Below are 19,784 nucleotides of genomic sequence, written 5' to 3'. Positions count from 1 at the left end.
TGGAAGCCTTGCAAGACGCGGTCTACCGACCGCTACGCATGCAGTTTCAGCGATCTTCCACCATAATGAGGCTCCGAATTTTCGATTCAAAGGAGTCTTTATGGCACGTTTCGTTGGCCTTGCCTTCATTGCCGGCTTTCTGGCGGTACTCTGCTTTCATCAGGCGGCGGTGGGCCTGATGCATGCTCACGCGGGCTTTCCCTTCGCGCCTTTCGCGACTGACCCGGTATCGCCCTTCGGCGTGCCCAAATGGTTCTCCGCAAGCTTCTGGGGCGGGCTCTGGGGCATCTTGATGCTGTGGCTGTTCGACTGGGCCAACGTGGATCGCGGCCAGTACTGGAAGGGGCTGCTGTTCGGCGGTATCGCCCTGACCCTGGTGGCGCTGCTGATCGTCACCCCCATCAAGGGCGGCAGTATCGACTTCGACACCTTCCCCATGAAGTTTGCGGGCGGCTTCGTGGTCAACGGCGCCTGGGGCATCGGCGCGGTGATCTTCGCCAAGATCTTCCGGCTGCGTCCGGATATCGGCCTGGGCTGAAGTATTCGAGCCACCCTGAGGAGTCGACGACATTCATGGACGATCTTCTTCACATGATACATCCGTATCGATACCCTTGAGAAACCCTCTCATATGACGCATGGGCTGTACCGGAACCAGTTCGATACGATTGTCATGGGCGATAATCTGCACCTTCTGTCCCGGCGCAAGGTGCAGCGCCTCACGAATCTCCTTGGGGATAACCACCTGGTATTTGGGAGAAATGGTGAGTGTATTCATGCAGCCCTCCTCATCGATCATTGAACTGTACAACAATGGTTCTATCGCTAAGAAAACAGGACTTCAATGACTCTTGACACCCAGCCATCGATCATCGTTTTCGACGTCAACGAGACGCTTCTCGATATCACTATCCTCGAGCCGCTGTTCGAGCGCATCTTCGGTAATCGGCTCGCGCTGCGAGAGTGGTTCGCGCAGCTGATTCTCTACTCCCAGACCATGACCCTTTCCGGCCTGTATGCACCCTTCGGCGAGCTGGGCATCGGCGCCCTGCGCATGATGGCGTCGATTCATGGCGCCACCGTCACCGATCGCGATATCGAAGAGTTGAAGGAGCGCATGGGCAGGATGCCGGCGCATCCGGACGCTATCCCGGCGCTCACCCGGCTGCGTGACGTGGGCTTTCGACTGGTGACGCTGACCAATTCGGCGAGTTCGCCCTCGCCCACGCCGCTCGAGCGCGCCGGGCTTGGTGATTTCTTCGAACGCGCCTTCAGTGTCGAGGCGGTTGAAAAATTCAAGCCGGCGCCGGAAACCTATCGCCTCGTCGCACAGGAAATGGGTGTCGAGACCTCGGATCTATGCCTCGTCGCCTGCCATTTATGGGATACGATCGGCGCCCAGGCCGCCGGCTGTCGCGGCGCCTTTGTCGCACGCCCGCATAACGCCCTCCTGCCTGGGCCGGAAGTACCGAGCCCGGATATCGTCGCGTCGGCACTGACCGATCTCGCCGAGCAGATCATCGAGCGCTGGCCGGTAGACTGAAAAGCGATTATCGCTACCAACAACCTTCACGCTTTGCCACATCGCCATGATGTCTGGCTTTTCTGATCGGCAGGATACGGCAGCAGTCGTTCCGCCTCCTCCTTGATCGCGGCGTAGCATTCACAGCTCAGGCGCTCCAAGGCAGGCCGATTCAGTACCTTGATACGCCCCCGGTTATATTCGATAACGCCCTGTTTATGCAGCTTCCTGGCAGCCAGGGCTACCCCCTCGCGACGTACCCCCAACATATTGGCGATCAGCTCCTGAGTCATCACCAGCTGATCACCGGGCAGACGATCGAGGGAATGCAACAACCAGCGGCAGAACTGCTGGTCGATCGTATGAAAGCGGTTACATACGGCGGTTTGTGCCATTTGATCCATCAAGGTTTGGATATAGCGCAGCATCAATTCCAATAGCGCGCCATGACGATCGAATTCATCCCTGAATCGTTGATTGTCCAACTGATAGGCATGACCCGCGCTTTGCACAACGGTTCGGCTGTTGGTGATTTCACCGCCCATGATGACGGAAAGGCCTGCAAGGCCATCCTTGCCTATTATGGCAATTTCCGCCGACGCACCGCTATCCATCACGTAGATCAGCGAGATAATGGCATCTATCGGAAAATAAACGTTGCGTGGAACGTTGCCAGGCTGGTGAATCAACTTACCCAGCGGCAACCGAATCAATTTGAGATGGGGAAACAAGCGCTCTTGAACTTCACTGGGCAACGCTGCCAGCAGCTGATTGTGGAGCGGTGAAAAGCGCTCAGTCATATATGACTCCCGACATGAACGGCCTAAGGCCATCCCTTACCGCCGCTTACGCGGCGTTGTAATAGTGTGCTTCTAAATATCCGCGTCATGTTTACTCAGGTTAATAAATAGCCAAAAAAACCTGACTTGAATCAACTGAAAAAATCCCCTTATGTGTGATAGCACACAGATAACTTATTTATTCTTTCTATTCTTATTATTTCCACAATACAAGGCATGGAATTTTAATGATCTTATTCATTAAAAACGATAAGGATATAACGCCATGATTAGCGGAAAAAAACTATCAAACAAGGGTTATTTTGCTGAAGAAGTACTAGCAAAATCTCAGCTAAAAGAAATCGAAAGAATGAGTTTGTATCAAAATATTACGCTGGCATTTTTACCTTTCAATATCGGCATAAGCCGGCTGATGAAAGAGTTGGAAAAGGAAAGCGACGCCAGGATAAATCGTCTGGAAGAAATCACCATTTCGTTACAGCTGTCAGAGGCGATTGCGCCCTTTACTCGAAAAACGATCCCAGAAAAACCCTATGATCGCCGGCATTTCTTCGTTATCAATACGACGATGGCCATGGATATTCTGGAACAAGTCTGGCAGCACGAATACAGGGCGCAGTGCTTTTACGAATGGCTCAAGGCGGGCAATGCCACCGCCGGCCTGGATAAGCTGCTAGCGGATTTCATCAGGCAAGCCAAGAATCAAGCTCATATATTGCAAGACGCCAAGGCGGAAGTTTCCTTGCAAGGACAATGGCGGCGCGATCAAGGCATGTTAAAGAGAATTTCATAGATATCAGCATGCTGGAACTTATCGATAGGCATGCTACGCCCGGTGACATGAATGGAATTTCAAGGAGGCGAAATGACGATCGCGGATCATAAAATTATCAGGGATTATCAAATCAGACAGCAAGGAGACAGGTGGCATATCCTGTTGCTTGAATATGAAGTGATAATAAGCGAACAGCTTTGCGAATCCCACAGCGAGGCTTTATCGATTGGCACCCAATGGCTTGGCATCGATGCTTATGATGGCTAGATAGACGAGCGAACAGGTGACGACCAGAATAGTGATTTATAAACAAGCGCCGTCAACCGGCAAACGGCGCGGGAGGTCGACGCTATTTTTTTAATCTCGATGGAACTGGCCCATTTTCACACCAGATCCCTGGAAAAGGATTCATCCCAACTCTTGGCGAATATTCGGGTCGAGTCTTCGTAGGCGTCGAGAGTGGCGCGGACGCGAAAGTTTTCCGGGTCGCTGGTCATCAGGGTACGGGTGACGATGCGTACCTCCCAGTCGCCCCGGCGAAAGCTGCGCTTCCATTCCGTCCAGCCGCTGACGCTGTCGTAGTTGCCGTAGGCGTAGCTGTAGCGTTCGACGATCCTGGCGGCGATTTCCAGATCGATATCGTCCAGCCGGTAGCGGCCTTCATCGTTGATCACTTCAAGCGTCGTCTGGTCGTTAGCCAGATCGCGAATCACCCGCCAGCTTTCCTGGGTGGGTTGCAGCAGCGTCTTGGCCAGCGGCGGCGCGACCTCCGGTTTGTCGAATTCCCGCAGGGCCGCCTCCTCTTCCGGTCGCGGCGGCCGAACCGGCAGGATCAGACGGCTCCGGCCCGGGCAGAGGGTCAGACGCACCGGCTTGGGGGCGGGCCAGGCCAGGGGCCAGTAGCTGGTGGAAAGGGACAGGCGAATGGCGTGTCCCGCCGGGAAGCGCTGGGCGATATGCTTGAGCAGCACGGTGACCCGGTAGCGCTTGCCCGGCTCCAGGGGCTCGGGATGCTCGTCGCTGTCGCGGTGAGTCAGGTTCAGCAAGCCATAAGAAATGCGTGTGGCCTTGTCGTCCTTGCCGATATCGTTGAGGCGCAGCGCCACCATGGCCACCGGTCGATCCGATTCGATCTCGAGTTCCACCCGAGGCTGGCCGCAGATCTCGATGGGTTCTTCCAGCCGCGGTGTCTGGAAGATCAGCGAGCCGCCGTCCTCGTCCCGCTGATCGTGGGGCAGGTCCGGCGGCGCGTTGTAGGAACACCACTTGCCGGCGTAGAGCCCGGTGGAAAGGGACGAGCGCACGTCCAGGGTCGCATCGCTGTCCTCGCCCTCCGACCCCGGCAGCAGGTCGTGGCCCTCGGTCAGCCGAAAAGAGACGGGCTGAATATTCGACGACGGCCAGGACGGCTCCGCCACCCAGCGTCCCGGGCGGTTCTCGTAACGCGCCGAGGGCTGCACGCTGTCCTGCATCCACACCCGCAGCATGGGCTCCTCCATGATGCCGGTATCCTCGTCCTTGAGCCAGTGATCCCACCAGCGCAGGGATTCCTGCAGGAAACCGATGGCAGGCCCGGGCACGCCGAAATGCGGATACTTGTGAGCCCAGGGGCCGACCAGCCCCTTGCGCGGCACGTCGAGGCCTTCCAGCAGGCGAAACACCGCGTTGCAGTAGCCGTCCGCCCAGCCGCTGATGGCGTAGACCGGGCACTGGATCAGCGAGAAATCCTCGCAGACGGAGCCATGTTTCCAGTAGTCGTCCCGGCGCTGATGCTGCAACCAGTTGGATAGCCACAGGCCGCTGCCTTCGAGGCGTTCGAGCCACATGTCCCGCCAGCGCTCGTGGACCAGCGCCGGGTCCGGCGGGCAGGCATTGCCGTCGAACATGGTCGAGGCCCAGGAGAGATTGTCCCCCAGCATGCAGCCGCCCATGTGATGAATATCGTCCGCGTAGCGATCATCCGTGGAACAGATCGTGATCACCGCCTTGAGCTGGGGCGGGCGCAGCGCGGCGATCTGCAGGCCGTTGAAGCCGCCCCAGGAAATGCCCACCATGCCCACCTTGCCGTTGCACCAGGGCTGCGCTTCCAGCCATTCGAGCACCGCCACCCCATCGTCGAGTTCCTCCTGCAGATACTCGTCCGTCAGCACTCCGTCAGACTCGCCGGTGCCGCGAATATCTACCCGCACCCCGGCGTAGCCGTGCCCAGCCCAGTAGGCGTGGTTCTGGGCATCCCGCTGCGCGGTGAGATCCCGCTTGCGGTAGGGCAGATATTCGAGAATCGCCGGCACCGGATGCTGCTCCGCGTCCACCGGGCGCCAGATGCGCGCCGCCAGGCGCAGACCGCTGCGCAGGGAAATCCAGGTTTCCTCTTCATGGATCTCGTGAGGAAATTGCTCGACGATACGCATGGGCATCTCCTGCTCTTGTGAATTATTGAAACATCAGTCAGCCGTCTTTCGTGCATCATTCAACCGACGATCTCGTCGAACTCGAAATTCAGCCGCGAGGCGAGACTTTCGTAGTTGGCCAGCAGTTCGGTCTCGTCCTTGGCGCCGGTCCAGATATAGGCCAGGGCAAAGCTGTAGCTGTCCTGTTCCGCCAGTGTGGACAGCCGCTGGCCCTCCTCCACCTGGAGCGCGATCAAGGTGCCGGGGAACTCCTGCTGCAGGGCGTCGATCTCCTCTCGGCTAGGCACCCGGGTCACCACCGCATCGACGAAGAATACCCGATAGAAGAACTTGGCGCCTATCGCATAATCGCCTTGGCGATACGGCATGTCCGGTCGCTTGCCCAAGCCCAGATCCACGGTGATCTGCTGATTGCTGACCCCATCGACCTTCTCGAACAGATCGCAGTGGGACTGGGAAATCCGCGTGTTGATTTCCAAAAGCCACAGCCGATCCTGCACCTCATCCCAGAAATACTCGATATTGAAAGCGGAGTTGTCGTAGCCGATATGGGTCATTACCGTGTCGGTCAGCTCGATGATCTTGTCCTGAATCTTCTCCGGCAGCCCGGACGGGTAGCGGTAGTGGAAGAAGCTTAATACCTGCGGATAGCGCAGGGAATCGACGATGCCGTAGCTGACCACCTCGCCCTCGTACACATAGCCCTCCACGGTGCACTGCCAGCCGCCGATGATCTCCTCCGCCATGCAGTAACCGCCGTCCACCTCGGCCACGTCTTTTGGCAGTTGGGCATGTTCGAGCACCGTGTTGAAAGGATCGGCGATCAGGCCGATATCCGCTCGCAGCCGCTCGACGGCGTGATAGAAATCCTCCGGGGTGTCGATGCGAAAACCCAGCCGGGAGCCGGAGGACTTGATGGGTTTGACGAAGAAGGGAAAGTAGAGCCCGGCTTCGCCTATTGCCGTCAAGGCGTCGTCGTCGAAAGGATCGAAGGCGGTGAAGTTGGGAATGAATTCAGGAATCACCTCCCGCTGCACCTTGCGGCTCCAGTACTTGTGCTCGCATTTGAGCAGGCTCTCCAGGGAGGTGGTGCGGGTGCCGAAGCGTTCGCAGAGAATCGGCAGCATGGTGGACACCGGAAAATCCATGTAGCCGACGATGGCGTCGATATGACCCTCGAAGGCTTCGAGCTGGGTCGTGGCCTCCTGCAGCATATCGGCAATGGAGAAGACCTCGGTGTCGTACACCGCTTCCGGGGCGATCACCCCGTGGAAGCGGTAGTGTTCCGCGCCACGCAACTGCTCCAGGCGCGAGCGATTGAAATCGTTGAGACCTACCACGAAGATATTCTTGTAGTCATCCATGGAAACACCCTTAGGCGACGAAGCTTTCGAAAGCGGCGCTTATCTCCTACCTTGAACAAAGTACTTGAAACAAAACGCTTGAAACGAAGCACTTGAAAGACGGCATTTGTAACGAGGTACTTGCGACAAGGTAAGCGCGCCACGGCAAGGAAGTGTGTATCGCTTTAACAGCACTACCTTTATCAGGGTAGTCCAGTCAGGATAGTCCAGCCGTGATCGGCAACCACTATTCGCGATGGCTTATCAAGATGACTCGCTCAGGTCCTTCTTGCAGACGGTTCCGAAGGACTATTGTGACAACCCCGTCTCAACGACAACCAAAAAGGACGGACGATATGGCAAACACCAAGGCAGCATCCGAGCGGACGGCTCGGCGGGAAGGCGATCATTCCTTGGATTTTCGACTTGGCGCCTGGGGGGCGGCGGTGCCGCTGACCTTCTTCGTGATCTGGGCGATCACTACCAGCGTGCTGGGTCTGTCTTCGGAAATCGGCCTGGTCATGGGGGCGCTGTTCGGGCTGATCCTGGGGCTGTTCTTCTGTTCAAGCGCCTGGTCGGATTATGCCAACGGACTTTTCGAGGGCTTGACTCAGCCTGTGGGGGTAGTGGCCATCGTCGCCTGGTTCTTCGCCGGCATGTTTGCTCAGGTGCTCCAGGTGGGCGGGCTGGTGGAAGGTCTGGTGTGGCTCGGCGGCACTTCCAGCGTGACCGGCGGGGTCTTCGTCGCCATGACCTTCATTCTGGCGGCGGTATTCTCCACCGCGGTGGGCACCGGCTATGGCACCACCGTGGCGTTCTGCACCCTGATGTACCCCGCCGGGGTCGCCGTGGGCGGCGACCCGACCTGGCTCTTCGCGGCGATTCTTTCCGGGGCGATCTTCGGCGACAACCTGGCGCCGGTCTCGGATACCACCATCGTCTCCGCTACCACCCAGGAAGCGGACGTGCCCGGGGTGGTGCGCAGCCGTTTCAAGTATTCCATCAGCGCGGCGATTCCCGCGGCCATCCTGTTCGCGATCTTCGGCGGGGGTGGTGACACCAGCTTCGCGGATCCGGCGGCGATGGATGCCATGATGGAATCCACCGATCCCATGGGGCTGGTGATGCTGGCTCCTTTCGCCCTGGTACTGGTGCTGGCGCTGTCCGGCCAGCACCTGCTGACTTCCCTGACCTGGGGCATCCTGACGGCGATTCCGATTCTGGTGATCGCCGGCACCGGTGTCTTCTCCCAGATCATCGCCTTCGACGCGGATTCCGACACGGTGATCACCGGCGCCCTGATGCAGGGGGTTCAAGGCTACGTCACCATGGCGATCCTGATCCTGCTCATCGTCGCCGCCGCCTATCTGATGAAACTGGGAGGCACCATGGAGATGATCACCCAGAAGCTGATGGGCTGGATCAAGGATTCCGTGCGCAAGGCGGAGCTTTCCATCTGGGGCATCGTCGCCCTGCTCAACAGCGCCATCACCATCAATACCGCCGCGGAAATCGCCGCCGCGCCCTTCGTCAAGGAACTCGGCGAGCGCTATCGCATCCACCGCTACCGAAGGGCCAACATGCTCGACGCGGTCACTTCCGCATTGGGCTATATCTTTCCCTGGGGGGCGCCGGTACTGCTGGGCTGGTCGACCATCCAACTGATGCAGAACACCTACGAGTGGCTGCCGAGCGTCGCCCCTACCGCGGTCTTTCCCTTCGTCCTCCAGGGCTGGTTCCTGGTGCTGATCATGCTGTTCGCGGCGATCACCGGCTGGGGGCTCAGATATGAAGGCCCCAACGGGGAAGAACTGAAGGAAAAGCCCGCCGAGCTTACTCATTCAACCGCCGATTCGAGGTAAATCACCATGTCTCAGGCGTTTCAGACGCATCTCAAGCAGCAGATCGAGAGCCTTCATGAGGAAGGCCTCTACAAGCACGAGCGGGAATTGATGTCGCCTCAGCAGGCAAGGATCCGCGTCGAGAGCGGCGAGGTCATCAATTTCTGTGCCAACAACTACCTGGGTCTGGCAAACGACGCGGCGCTGATCGAAGCCGCCAAGCGTGGCCTGGACGAGCAGGGCTTCGGCATGGCCTCGGTGCGCTTCATCTGCGGTACTCATGAGGAGCATCGTCATCTGGAAAAGCGTCTCGCCGAGTTCCTGGGCATGGACGACGCCATCCTCTACTCCTCCTGCTTCGATGCCAACGGCGGGCTGTTCGAGACCCTGTTCGGCGCGGAGGACGCGATCATTTCCGACGCCCTGAACCACGCCTCGATCATCGACGGCATCCGGCTGTGCAAGGCCAAGCGCTACCGCTACGCCAACAACGACATGGAGGAACTGGAAGAACGGCTCAAGGAAGCGGACGCCGCCGGGGCGCGCTTCAAGCTGATCGCCACCGACGGCGTCTTCTCCATGGACGGGGTGATCGCCAACCTCAAGGACATCTGCGATCTCGCGGAGCGTCATGATGCGATGGTGATGATCGACGACTGTCACGCCACCGGCTTCCTGGGGGACGGCGGCCGCGGCACTCACGAATATCACGACGTGATGGATCGGGTGGATATCATCACCACCACCCTGGGCAAGGCGCTGGGCGGCGCTTCCGGCGGGGTGACCGCGGCCCGAGGCGCCATCGCCGAATGGCTGCGTCAGCGCTCCCGCCCCTATCTGTTCTCCAACGCCCTGGCGCCGCCCATCGTCGCCGCGAGCCTCGAGGTACTCGACCTGGTCGAGCAGGGAGGTGATCTGCGCAGGCAGCTTTGGGACAACGTCGCCCACTTTCGGGACGGCATGACGAAGGCAGGTTTTCAGCTTGCCGGCGCGGATCATCCGATCATTCCGGTGATGCTCGGCGACGCGCGACTGGCGGGGAAATTCGCCGATCGACTGCTGGAGGAAGGCATCTACGTGATCGGCTTTTCCTTCCCGGTGGTGCCCAAGGGCCAGGCGCGCATTCGTACCCAGATGTCCGCCGCTCATACACCGGAGCAGATCGATACCGCCATCGAAGCGTTTACTCGTATTGGCCGTGAACTCGAGGTGATTTCATGAAAGCCCTTGCCAAGCTCAAGTCGGAACCCGGTATCTGGATGACCGACGTGCCGGTGCCGGAAGTCGGCCATAACGACGTGCTGATCAAGATTCATCGCACCTCGATCTGCGGTACCGATATCCATATCTATCAGTGGGACGAGTGGTCTCAAAAGACCGTGCCGGTGCCCATGGTGACCGGCCACGAATATTCCGGGGAAATCGTCGAGCTGGGCCAGGAAGTGCGCGGCTTCGAGATCGGCGACCGGGTTTCCGGGGAGGGCCACATAACCTGCGGCCACTGTCGCAACTGCCGGGCGGGACGGCGCCACCTGTGCCGCAACACCGTCGGCGTGGGGGTCAATCGTCCCGGCGCCTTCGCCGAGTACATGACGCTGCCTGCCTACAACCTGTTCAAGCTGCCGGATGAAGTTTCCGACGACCTGGCGGCCATCTTCGATCCCTTCGGCAACGCGGTGCACACGGCGCTCGCCTTCGATCTGGTGGGCGAGGATGTGCTGATCACCGGCGCCGGTCCCATCGGCATCATGGCAGCGGCGGTGGCCCGGCATATCGGCGCCCGCCACGTGGTGATCACGGATATCAACGACTACCGCCTGGACATGGCGAAGACACTGGGCGCCACCCGTACCGTCAACGTGTCCCGGGAAAACCTCCAGGACGTCATGGCGGACCTGCACATGAGCGAAGGCTTCGACGTGGTGCTGGAAATGTCCGGGGTGCCCGCGGCGATCAACCAGATGCTCGACGTGATCAACCACGGCGGCAAGATCGCCATGCTCGGCATTCCTCCGGGAGAGATGACCATCGACTGGAGCAAGGTGATCTTCAAGGGTCTGACCGTCAAAGGCATCTACGGTCGGGAAATGTTCGAAACCTGGTACAAGATGGCAAGCCTCATTCAGTCCGGTCTGGACTTGACGCCGCTTATCACCCACCGCTTCCCTATCGACGATTTCGAGAAAGGTTTCGAGGTGATGGGGTCCGGCAAATCCGGCAAGGTAGTGCTGGAGTGGAGTTGAGCCTTGCAAGAGTCCTTGACGTTGTGCAACGGCGGCGCATTGCGTTAAGTTAATAAGCAAGCTATATAAGGTTATAACCAACTACCGCAACACCGTGACCGCTGCACTACTCGACATCGTCCTTTTTGCCTTCTTGCGTTTGCGAGAAGGCATTTTTTAGATCAACCGGTCGCATCCAGGCATCAGCTTTCAACCGGAGGCCTCATGACACTCACCATCGGCACGCTCCTGGCATTCAGCTTCGCCGCCTCGCTGCTGGCGGTCGCCGCCTTGATCTGGGCGATTTCCACTCGTCAGTTCAACGTCACCCAGGAAGACGCCAAGACCATCTTCGAGGAAGGCGACGAGGGCCGACTGGATGACCCTACCGCCAAGCGCAGCGCCACTGCCTCCACGGAAGAAGACTCGCGCATGACGCCGGCCTGGCGCCGGCTGCTGTTGACCATGTTCGTCACCGCCGTGCTGTGGCTGGTGTTCGGCTCGGTCTTCGGCGTCATCGCCTCCCTGAAGATGCATCTCCCGGACTGGCTGACCGGAAGCGCTCCTATGACCTTCGGGCGCATGCGCACCATGCACCTGAATTCGGTGATCTACGGCTTTCTCTCCGTGGGCGGCATCGGCGCCGCCATGTGGCTGGTGCCGACCATCTTCAAGACCTCGCTCGAGCGCGTCGAGCTGGCCATGGGCGGCGCCATCCTGTGGAATATCTGCGTCGCTGCGGGGGTGACCGCCATCGCCTTCGGCTGGACCGACGGCCTGGAATGGCTGGAAATCCCCTGGCAGATCGATATCGGCCTGGCCATCGCCGGCGCCCTGATGGCCGCCTCGCTCCTGTACACCGCCGCGGCGCGAAACGTGCACCATATCTACGTGACCGGCTGGTACTACATGGCGGCGCTCTTGTGGTTTCCGGCGCTGTTTCTTCTCGCCAACCTTCCCGGAGTGCACGCCGGCGCCCAGCAGGCCACCACCAACTGGTGGTTCGCCCATAACGTGCTGGGGCTGTGGCTGACGCCGCTGGGCCTGGGGGCGGCCTACTATTTCATTCCCAAGATCATCGGCAAGCCGATCTACTCCTATCGGCTGTCGCTGCTGGGTTTCTGGGCCCTTGCGTTGTTCTACAGCCAGGTGGGCATGCACCATCTGATCGGCGGCCCGATTCCTACCTGGGTCGTGTCCCTTTCCGTGGTGCAGTCGGTGATGATGGTGGTGTCGGTGCTCGCCGTGGCCATCAACCAGCACACCCTGAGCCTCGGCAATCTATGGGCCTGGCGCGAAAGCCTGCCGCTGCGTTTCATCGCCCTCGGCGCCATCATGTACACCCTGGCCTCTTTGCAGGGTTCCCTGGAGGCGGTGCGGGCCTTCAATACCATCGTGCATTTCACCCATTACACCGTTGGCCACGCTCATCTGGGCGCCTATGCCTTCGTCGCCTGGGTACTGTTCGGCGCCATCTACTACCTGCTGCCGCGCCTTACCGGTCGTCCCTGGCCGTCCCGGGCCATGATCGCCCTGCACTTCTGGCTGGTAGCCGCGGGCTTCACGGTGTATTTCGTCTCCCTGACCCTGGGCGGCTGGCTGCAGGGCATGGCGATGCTCGACCCGACCCGGGATTTCATCGAAAGCATGCAGCTGACGATTCCCTATCTGACCGGGCGCTCCATCGGCGGCAGTCTGATGACCCTGGGCCATCTGGTCTTCGCCTATAACGTCTTCGCACTGCTGCTCGGCAAGCGCGAGGATTCGCGAGCGGGTTCCGCATCCAACGTCGCCTCGACACAGACAGGAGCCTGACCATGAATCGCGTCCTACCTCTTATCGTCATCGCCTTGGCACTGCTGGCCTTTGCCACTCTGTTTCTGGTGGCGGGCCCGGCGATGCAGATTCGCACCATCGACGCCCCGGGGGAGCTCGAGCCCTACACCCAGGCGGAGCAGCGCGGGCGCAGTCAATACGTCGGTCTGGGCTGCGTCTATTGCCATTCCCAGCAGCCTCGCTCTCCGGAACAGGCGCCGGATGTATTGCGCGGCTGGGGCCGCCCCTCCACCCCGGCAGATTATGTTTACGACGAGCCCCACCTGCTCGGCACCATGCGTACCGGACCGGATATTCTCAACGTCGGTGCGCGCCTGCCCTCCCGGGGCTGGCAGTTGACCCATCTCTATCAGCCCCGGGCGATCGTGCCGGAAAGCATCATGCCCGCCTATCCCTTCCTGTTCGAAGCCAAGGACCGGGCGGCGGCGGATGACGTGGTGGTGCCGGTACCGGCGCGATTTCGCCCGGAAGGCAAGGTGATCGTCGCCAAGCAGGAAGCGCTGGATCTGGCGGATTATCTGTTGAGTCTGGATCGCACCTACCCGGCGGAGAAAGTCGAGCTCAGGGACAACGGCTTCGTGACCAAGGAGGGTTCATGAGCGACACGAAACACTCTTCGCCCAAGAAATCCCGGATCGCCTCCATTTCGGGAACCGCCAGCCAGGACTTCGAACCCTACGAGGCGCAGAACCCCATTCCCTGGCCGATAATTGCCATTGCCTTGGCCCTGACGGTATGGGGCATTATCACCCTGGTGACCACCAGCCAGATGGCGGATTCGAAACCCGAGGTAGCCCAGGGCCCCACCGGCGCGGACGAACCCTTGTCGTCGACAATGGAACCCGCCGCTCAGGATGGCCGACAGCTGTTCGTCACCCACTGCTCCACCTGTCATCAGAACAACGGCGCCGGCATCGCCAACGCGATTCCACCGCTGAGACAGTCGCGCTATGTGCTGGCGAATGCGGAAGTGCCGATCAACATTCTACTGTTCGGTATCCAGGGGGAAATCGAAGTGGCTGGCAACACCTATCGCGGACGCATGCCCACCTTCGGACGCGATCTGGAAGATGATCAGATCGCAGCGATCTTGAGCTACGTGCGCGAAAGCTGGGGCAATCAGGCTCCTGCTATCGAGGCGCAGACCGTCGCCGAGCAGCGCCAGCGCTTCGCCGAGCGTACCGGCCCCTGGGAGGGCGGTGCGGCCCTTGCGGAGACCTTCGGCATTCCCGCCTCGACCCGCTCCAGCACCCGCACCGCCACCAACGAGGAGGACGGTTAATGCGGTTTCTTCAGACTCTCTATCGGCTCGCCGGCGTCACGGCGCTACTGCTTGCCGGCGGCTGGCTGGCTTCCTCGATCCAGGCGCAGGACACGAACCCAAGCGAGCGCGTCGCTGACGAGAACCCGGCGACTCAGGCAAGCTCCGATGAACCGCCCCTGGCCGCCCTTTACTACGCCCGCCAGGCCCTGCAGGCAGATGTAAAGAGCGTCGAGACACTGATCGGCAAGGACAGCGACGACAGCTGGGCCTGCGCTTCCTGTCACGGCGATCAAGGCCAGGGCGCCGAGAACGTGCCGCGTCTGGCGGGACTGCCCGCGGGCTATCTCGTCAAGCAGTTGCACGACTACGCCAAGGGACGACGCCTCAACCACAACATGCGCTATGTCGTTCAGGGACTCACGGACCAGCAGATGGCGGCGCTTGGCCGGTATTACGCCGAGATGGACGCTCCCAGCAGCGCCAGGCCGAGTCTCAGCGGCGATCTCGAGCGTGGTCGGGAGCTTGCCCTGCAAGGCGACTGGAGCCTCGACGTGCCGGCCTGCTACAGCTGCCACGGTTCTTCCGGCTGGGGCGTCGGCCAGGCCTTTCCAGCGCTCGCGGGACAGCATCCCAGCTATACCTACAACCAGCTCGCCAACTGGAAGAACGGCAGTCGGGCCAATTCACCGATCAAGCTGATGCACAGCGTCGCCATGGCGCTTTCCGTGAACGACATGCGCGCCGTGGCGGACTATCTGGCCTCGCTACCCGCGCCTCCCGGCCAGCAGCTACGGCTCGAAACCCCGGCTCCCGGCCAACTTCCTGCCGTCGGATGGACTACCTCCAGTCAACAAGGGAGCGCCAATCATGAATGACGACAACTCGCCACGGATGAAACGCTCTGCCAAGCGGCGTTTCGCCTACGCCGGCGTAGGCGCGGTGGTCTTGTTTGCCGTGGGTGCCCTGGTGGCGGATTACAATCTGCTGCCCTTCATCACCGGTCCGGAAACTCGGCCAAGCCAGGCAGAGGAAAACGCCCGGATCGCCCTGGAGGCGCGCAAGGAATTGGCGGCGCAGCGTGCCGCCTGGCAGAACGACCCCAAGGCCGAGGCACCCAGACCGCCGACGGGGCCGGAAGGCTATTTTCAGCCGCCTCAAGAGCACGAAATCCCGGATGACGAATTTGGCGAGGCGGTGCGTCGTGGCCGCGAGATTTTCTTCAATTCCGGTACCAACGCCCGGCAGTTCGTCGGCAACGAGCTGGCCTGCGCCAACTGCCACCTGGATGGCGGCCGCAAGGAGCATTCCGCGCCGATGTGGGCGGCCATCAACAACTATCCGGCCTATCGCGGCAAGAACAAGATGATCAATACCATGGAGGACCGTATCAACGGTTGCTTTACCTATTCCATGAATGCCCCTGATTCCTCCAGCGGCGGCCCGCCCCCGCCAGGACATCAGGTCTACAAGGATCTGCAGAGCTATTTCTACTGGCTGGGGGACGGCGCACCAATCAATGAAGACATGCCGGGCCGTGGCTTTCCGACCCCGGACGAGACCGATCTCGGCTACGACTGGCAGCGGGGCGAGAAGGTATTCACGGAAAACTGCGCGGTCTGTCACGGCCTCGATGGCCAGGGCCAGAAGGATCTCAACGGTCGCTATATCTTCCCGGCTCTCTGGGGGCCGAACTCCTTCAACTGGGGTGCCGGCATGCACCGGGTCAATACCGCCGCGGGCTTCATCAAGGCCAACATGCCCCTGGGCAAGCCCTATAGCCTGAGCGATCAGGAAGCCTGGGACGTGGCCGCCTACATCAACAGCTTCCCGCGCCCGGCGGACCCCCGCCAGGCGGACGGCAAGATGAGCGTCGAGGAAGCCAAGGACAAGTATCACCAGCACATGGACTATTACGGCGAGACGATCCACGGCATCACTCTGGGAGAAGGCGCCACGCCGGAGCGCTGGGAGCGCTTCGTCAAGTCCCAACAGGCCGCCGGCATGTCCGCCATGAATCAACCTTAGAAAGTATCAGCCCAGCATGAATCGACGTTAACGCATGGAGCGCCGCGTCAAGTACGCCGCCGAACTCGACGCCCTGCAGGAAAGCGGGCACGCGCTGCTTTCCATCGAGGGGCTATGGTGCCCCAGCTGCGCCGCCGCCACGCAGCAGGTAATTCAGCGAACCCCGGGGGTCAGCGAAGTCGGCGTCAGCTTCGCCACCTCCACCGCCCTGGTGCGCTGGGATCCGGCGCGTCTGCAACTGCGTGAGTTGGCTCGTCGGGTCCGTCGGCTCGGCTATCGTCTGGGGCCACCGATGAGCGCGGAGGAAACCCTCTCGCGTATCGACCGCCATGTCGAAGGGCTCGGTATCCGCCTGGCCCTGGCGGCCTTCTTCGGCATGTGGACCATGCTGCTGTCGCTACTGCTGTATATCGACAGCGGCGGTATCGCCACTTCCTCCGGTGGCTGGTGGATCGCCCTGGGCGCCGGTATCGCGTCGCTTCCCGTATTGGCCTTCACCGGCGGGCCGATCCTGCTGGCGGGCTGGCGTACCCTGCGCACCGGCGTGCCGGGCATGGATACCCTGGTCGGCATCGGCACCCTCGCCGCCTTGATGCTGTCGATCTGGCAGCTCTACCAAGGCCAGGCTCACGTCTACTTCGATACCGCGGTGATGCTGGTCAGTCTGTTGACCCTGGGACGATTCATCGAGACCCGCACCCTGCGCCACGCGGCTCAGGCCATCAACGCCCTGCAGGACACTCTGCCGGAAACCGCCGATTGGCGGCAAGAAAACGGTGAGTGGCATAGGGTGAATGCGAACCAGGTGCCACCCGGAGCGCTGATTCGCATTGCCGCGGGTCAGCGAGTGCCGCTGGATGGCCGCCTGACGGAAGGCAGCACTCAACTGGGTCGCGCGGTACTTACCGGCGAATCGCTACCGGTGGCCGCCGCTCCCGGAGACACCGTCGAAGCGGGCTGCGTCAATCTGGTCAGCCCGATCGTTCTATGCGTCGAGGCCGGCGTCGGACAGCGGCGTATCGACCGTATCGGCGCGCGCATCGCCGAGGCGGCGGGCGCCAAGGGGGATACCCAGCGCCTGGCGGACAGCGTCGCCCGCTGGGTGGTGCCGGTGGCACTGACCCTCGCCCTCCTGACCGGCCTTGTCTGCCTGCTGATCAGCCTGCCCGTTCAAGAGGCGGTGCTGAGAGCGGTTTCCGTGCTGGTGGTGGCCTGCCCCTGCGCGGTGGGCATCGCCGTGCCGGTAGCCTATGTCGCCGCCGCCAGCCAGGCCGCCCGCCAGGGCATTCTGTTTCGTCATCCCGCGGCCCTGGAAACCCTGGCGCGAGTCGACAGGATACTTTTCGACAAGACCGGCACCCTCACGGAAGGTCGGCTCGGGCTGCTGCGTATCGAAAGACGCGCCGACTGTTCTCTCGATAACGCTACCCTGATCGCCCTGGCCGCCCGGGCGGAACAAGGGGTGGATCATCCCATTGCCTGGGCGCTACACGCCGCCGCTGGCGAAAGTCTTGCAGCGGTTGCGGAGGCTCCTGCCCAGCGCCACCAGCGCGGGGTAAGCCGCGAGGATTCCCGCTGGGGAAAAATTCTTGTGGGTAGCCGCGCCTTCCTGCGCCAGCAAGGCGTCGCCTGTAACGACGAAGATACTCCTGAGACGACGAGTTCCGACATTCAGCTGCGCGTCGAACTGGCGATGGCGGGACGATGGCTGGCGACTCTGGTACTGGAGGATCGCCTGCGGGAAGACGCACCGGCGGCGATACAACGCCTGCATCATCATGGCATAGAATGCGCTATCGTCACCGGCGACGCCCAGGCTCCCGCGCAAAAAGTCGCTGCCAGGCTCGGTATCCCGGAACAACGGGTCTACGCCGATTGCACCCCGGAAGCCAAGGCTTTGATCGTCAAGCATACTCGAGGCATCGTTGCCTTTGCCGGCGATGGCATCAACGACGGCCCGGCGCTGGCCCAGGCGGCAATCGGCATTTCCGTGGCGGAAGCCAGCAGCACCGCCACCGCCGCGGCCAGCGTGGCCATCGCCAATGGGGGCATCAGCCGAATCGCCGAGGCCAGAGACATTGCCCGGCGCGCCTATCACGTCATGCGTCAGAACCTGGCCTTCGCGCTGATCTATAACGCCTTTGGCTTGAGTCTCGCCGCCTTCGGCGCCATACCCCCGGTGGTTGCCGCCATCGCCATGGCGATGAGTTCGCTCACCGTCGTGGCCAACGCCTCACGATTGACCTCATCCCTTGGCGCAGAAGATTTTGCGCCTTCCAATTAGCTTGTTTACTCTGAGAAAGACAGCCATTCACGAAAGGAGTCTGTGATGCAAACGGTGAAATTGGGTCTTTTTACCGCCGCTCTGGTGATCGGTCTTGCGGGATGCGGCACCGGCACCGGTGAGCGCGCCGCCAGCGGCGGCGGTATTGGTGCGGCGGTGGGTGCCGGCGCGGCGGCGGCCACCGGCGGCAGTATCGGTAAAGGCGCGGTCATTGGCGGCGGTGTCGGCGCGGCTACCGGCGCAGCGACGGACGAGGAAGACATCAATCTAGGCGACTGATTGAATCGTCCACGCTTGAGCGGCCAGCCATTACTGGTGCTGGTCGTTTTTTATCGGTTCAATACAGGGGTCAGGGCCATGCCTCCAAGCGCCGACTACCACCTGCTGGACGTCTTCACCGACCGTGCCTTCGCCGGCAACCCGCTGGCGGTGTTCCCGGCGGCGCAGAAACTGGATAGCAGGCGGATGCAGGTCATCGCCAACGAGTTGAACCTGTCCGAGACGGTATTCGTGGGACCCGCCAGCGACACCAATCGCTTTCCGATCCGTATTTTCACGCCGACCATGGAACTGCCCTTTGCCGGTCATCCGGTAGTGGGCACCGCCCATCTGCTGGCGGAACTCGGTTTGGCGCAGCGCGACCGGCCGTTGATCCTGGAAGCCGCAGTCGGCGCTCTCGAAGTCACACTCGAAGACGACCTGGCGCGCTTTACCACGGCGCGGCCGGCGGAGATAGGCGCCAGCACTCTTGATCGGGCCAAGGCCGCCGCACTGCTCGGCCTCGACGAAGGCCAGATCAACGGGGAGCCGGTGATCGCTTCCTGTGGCCTGCCCTACCACCTGATCGAGCTTGACTCGCTGGATGCCCTGGCCCGGGCACTACCTTCCGCGGCGCAGTGGGTGCGGCATATTTCGCCGAGCCGAGTCGAGCAGATCTATCTCCATGTGCAACTGGATGAAGAAGAACACCTGCGCACGCGCATGTTCTCCACGGAAGGGGGCGTGCGCGAGGATCCAGCCACCGGCAGCGCGGCGGCGGCACTGACCGGCTATCTGGGGTCGCATCGCACCGGCGCGGGCACCTGGGATTGGCGGATCGATCAGGGGGTGGAGATGGGCCGGCCCAGCCGGATTCACGCGACGTTCGAGCGCGACACTCATGACAACCCGGCGATTCACATCGCCGGCCAGGCGGTGATCGTCGGCCAGGGGCGCCTCAGAGCAGGCGCGTGACCAGCGCTATACCGCCCACCACCAAGGCGGTGATCGTCATGATATCCAGCAGACGATTCAGCCAGGCATCGGAGGATGGCTGGACTTCACGACGAGTGGCGCCGCGTCGGACGCCGCTGCGTCGAGCGCCGCCGCGCTGTTGGGTGGCAGGCTGATGAAAGACAGGACGCATCGTTTTTCTCCCTGTGGCTCTTATCTTCCAAGTCTAGCGGATATCTCGCGACTTGA

At 61.2% G+C, this 19,784-nt stretch carries 20 protein-coding genes; 15 read left to right on the top strand and 5 right to left on the bottom strand.

Annotated elements, in window-relative coordinates; translation table 11 throughout:
* Positions 1-100: 100 nt before the first annotated feature.
* Positions 101-538, top strand: a complete 438-nt coding sequence (locus tag FGL86_RS07585) for a hypothetical protein (protein ID WP_147184005.1) — start codon at positions 101-103, stop codon at positions 536-538.
* Positions 539-571: 33 nt separating this feature from the next.
* Here the strand turns inward: FGL86_RS07585 and FGL86_RS07580 are convergent, their stop codons facing one another.
* Entirely contained in the window at positions 572-778 is a 207-nt protein-coding gene (locus FGL86_RS07580; protein ID WP_147184004.1) for an AbrB/MazE/SpoVT family DNA-binding domain-containing protein, read from the bottom strand.
* 66 nt (positions 779-844) lie between these two features.
* On the opposite strand from FGL86_RS07580, the gene FGL86_RS07575 reads away from it, so the two are divergent.
* Positions 845-1,543, top strand: a complete 699-nt coding sequence (locus tag FGL86_RS07575) for a haloacid dehalogenase type II (protein ID WP_147184003.1) — start codon at positions 845-847, stop codon at positions 1,541-1,543.
* Between the two features lie 26 nt (positions 1,544-1,569).
* Here FGL86_RS07575 and FGL86_RS07570 read toward each other — a convergent pair whose 3' ends face one another.
* Positions 1,570-2,355, bottom strand: a complete 786-nt coding sequence (locus FGL86_RS07570; RefSeq protein ID WP_246131760.1) for a Crp/Fnr family transcriptional regulator — start codon at positions 2,353-2,355, stop codon at positions 1,570-1,572.
* Between the two features lie 232 nt (positions 2,356-2,587).
* Between FGL86_RS07570 and FGL86_RS07565 the strand changes: the two genes are divergently transcribed.
* Together FGL86_RS07565 and FGL86_RS17920 are read left to right on the top strand one after the other, a co-directional pair.
* A complete protein-coding gene (locus FGL86_RS07565) occupies positions 2,588-3,115 on the top strand; it encodes a hypothetical protein (RefSeq protein WP_147184002.1) in 528 nt (175 codons plus the stop codon).
* Positions 3,116-3,187: 72 nt separating this feature from the next.
* The gene (locus tag FGL86_RS17920) at positions 3,188-3,364 is read left to right on the top strand and encodes a hypothetical protein (protein WP_186764494.1); all 177 of its coding nucleotides are present in this window, start codon (positions 3,188-3,190) and stop codon (positions 3,362-3,364) included.
* Positions 3,365-3,480: 116 nt separating this feature from the next.
* Here FGL86_RS17920 and FGL86_RS07560 read toward each other — a convergent pair whose 3' ends face one another.
* On the bottom strand, positions 3,481-5,508 hold the full coding sequence (locus FGL86_RS07560) for a CocE/NonD family hydrolase (protein WP_147184001.1): 2,028 nt from the start codon (positions 5,506-5,508) through the stop codon (positions 3,481-3,483).
* A gap of 59 nt (positions 5,509-5,567) precedes the next feature.
* A complete protein-coding gene (locus tag FGL86_RS07555; protein WP_147184000.1) occupies positions 5,568-6,872 on the bottom strand; it encodes an ATP-grasp domain-containing protein in 1,305 nt (434 codons plus the stop codon).
* 335 nt (positions 6,873-7,207) lie between these two features.
* Between FGL86_RS07555 and FGL86_RS07550 the strand changes: the two genes are divergently transcribed.
* The 11 genes from FGL86_RS07550 (at position 7,208) to FGL86_RS07500 (ending at position 19,556) form a co-directional block, all read left to right on the top strand.
* Positions 7,208-8,713, top strand: coding sequence for a Na+/H+ antiporter NhaC family protein (locus FGL86_RS07550; protein WP_147183999.1), 1,506 nt, complete (start codon positions 7,208-7,210; stop codon positions 8,711-8,713).
* A gap of 6 nt (positions 8,714-8,719) precedes the next feature.
* Positions 8,720-9,913: a glycine C-acetyltransferase gene (locus FGL86_RS07545; RefSeq protein ID WP_147183998.1), complete on the top strand. Its 1,194-nt coding sequence runs from the start codon at positions 8,720-8,722 to the stop codon at positions 9,911-9,913.
* On the top strand, positions 9,910-10,935 hold the full coding sequence (gene tdh, locus FGL86_RS07540; RefSeq protein ID WP_147183997.1) for an L-threonine 3-dehydrogenase: 1,026 nt from the start codon (positions 9,910-9,912) through the stop codon (positions 10,933-10,935). The genes FGL86_RS07545 and tdh overlap by 4 nt, the downstream gene beginning before the upstream one ends.
* A gap of 204 nt (positions 10,936-11,139) precedes the next feature.
* Entirely contained in the window at positions 11,140-12,729 is a 1,590-nt protein-coding gene (locus FGL86_RS07535) for a cbb3-type cytochrome c oxidase subunit I (protein ID WP_147183996.1), read from the top strand.
* Between the two features lie 2 nt (positions 12,730-12,731).
* Positions 12,732-13,349 (top strand): cbb3-type cytochrome c oxidase subunit II, encoded by a 618-nt coding sequence (locus FGL86_RS07530; protein WP_147183995.1) that lies wholly within the window; start codon positions 12,732-12,734, stop codon positions 13,347-13,349.
* Complete coding sequence (locus tag FGL86_RS07525; RefSeq protein WP_147183994.1) at positions 13,346-14,032, top strand: c-type cytochrome; 687 nt, start codon at positions 13,346-13,348, stop codon at positions 14,030-14,032. Before FGL86_RS07530 ends, FGL86_RS07525 begins: the two co-directional genes overlap by 4 nt.
* On the top strand, positions 14,032-14,889 hold the full coding sequence (locus tag FGL86_RS07520; RefSeq protein ID WP_147183993.1) for a c-type cytochrome: 858 nt from the start codon (positions 14,032-14,034) through the stop codon (positions 14,887-14,889). Before FGL86_RS07525 ends, FGL86_RS07520 begins: the two co-directional genes overlap by 1 nt.
* Positions 14,882-16,039, top strand: coding sequence for a c-type cytochrome (locus FGL86_RS07515; protein ID WP_147183992.1), 1,158 nt, complete (start codon positions 14,882-14,884; stop codon positions 16,037-16,039). The genes FGL86_RS07520 and FGL86_RS07515 overlap by 8 nt, the downstream gene beginning before the upstream one ends.
* Positions 16,040-16,073: 34 nt before the next feature.
* Complete coding sequence (locus FGL86_RS07510; protein WP_147183991.1) at positions 16,074-18,323, top strand: heavy metal translocating P-type ATPase; 2,250 nt, start codon at positions 16,074-16,076, stop codon at positions 18,321-18,323.
* Between the two features lie 45 nt (positions 18,324-18,368).
* The gene (locus tag FGL86_RS07505) at positions 18,369-18,602 is read left to right on the top strand and encodes a hypothetical protein (RefSeq protein WP_147183990.1); all 234 of its coding nucleotides are present in this window, start codon (positions 18,369-18,371) and stop codon (positions 18,600-18,602) included.
* Positions 18,603-18,680: 78 nt separating this feature from the next.
* Positions 18,681-19,556, top strand: a complete 876-nt coding sequence (locus FGL86_RS07500) for a PhzF family phenazine biosynthesis protein (protein WP_147183989.1) — start codon at positions 18,681-18,683, stop codon at positions 19,554-19,556.
* On the opposite strand, the gene FGL86_RS07495 is transcribed toward FGL86_RS07500, so the two are convergent.
* Positions 19,540-19,728 carry a hypothetical protein gene (locus FGL86_RS07495; protein WP_147183988.1) on the bottom strand — a complete coding sequence of 63 codons (189 nt, stop codon included), beginning with the start codon at positions 19,726-19,728 and terminating at the stop codon, positions 19,540-19,542. The two genes, FGL86_RS07500 and FGL86_RS07495, sit on opposite strands and share 17 nt — an antisense overlap.
* Between the last annotated feature and the right edge of the window lie 56 nt (positions 19,729-19,784).

The organism is Pistricoccus aurantiacus, assembly GCF_007954585.1.
Lineage (GTDB): Bacteria > Pseudomonadota > Gammaproteobacteria > Pseudomonadales > Halomonadaceae > Pistricoccus > Pistricoccus aurantiacus.
This window is presented reverse-complemented; position numbering and strand designations above follow the sequence as displayed.